Raw genomic sequence first — 606 nt, 5'->3', positions numbered from 1 at the left:
GATGGTTGAAGTGGTGCCTAATCCGATTAAAAAGAGTGCGACGATTCGTTATGCGGTTTTAGTTTCTGGTAAGGTTGCAATCAAACTTTACAATGCAACAGGCTGTTTAGTTAAGACCCTTAAGAATGAATATCATCATCCTGGCATTTACACCATAACCCTTTTAGCCCAGCAACTTGGCAAAGGCATCTATTTCCTAAAGTATCAAGACAATACTAACCAGAAAGCACTCAAACTGATTGTAGAATAATTAATCAGGAATACACGAAAGAGACAAAAGCATCAAAACTAAATACTGACTATAGAATAATTAATCACGAAAACACGAAAGACACAAGAGAAATAAAACTAAACACTAATTGGAGAATAATTAATCAGGAATACACGAAAAACACAAAAGCATCAAAACTAAATACTGACTATAGAATAATTAATCACGAAAGCACGAAAGAGACGAAATTACGAAATGCTCTAAACACTAACTGTAGTATAATTAATCAGGAAAACACGAAAGAGACGAAAAAGTTAAAGCCAAGAAAAGTCCTACATTTCTATATCTTACATAATTTTAATCCGAACCCACAAACCCGCAACTACTCAAATCAC

General features: G+C 34.0%; 1 protein-coding gene. It reads left to right on the top strand.

The features are described 5' to 3' along the window. On the top strand, positions 1-250 hold a 250-nt coding region (locus N2201_02740), incomplete at its 5' end, for a T9SS type A sorting domain-containing protein (GenBank protein ID MCX7785131.1). Positions 251-606 lie beyond the last annotated feature (356 nt).

Source organism: candidate division WOR-3 bacterium (assembly GCA_026418155.1).
Taxonomy (GTDB): Bacteria; Hydrothermota; Tepidihabitantia; order Tepidihabitantales; family CAIPLT01; genus JAOABV01.
This window is presented reverse-complemented; position numbering and strand designations above follow the sequence as displayed.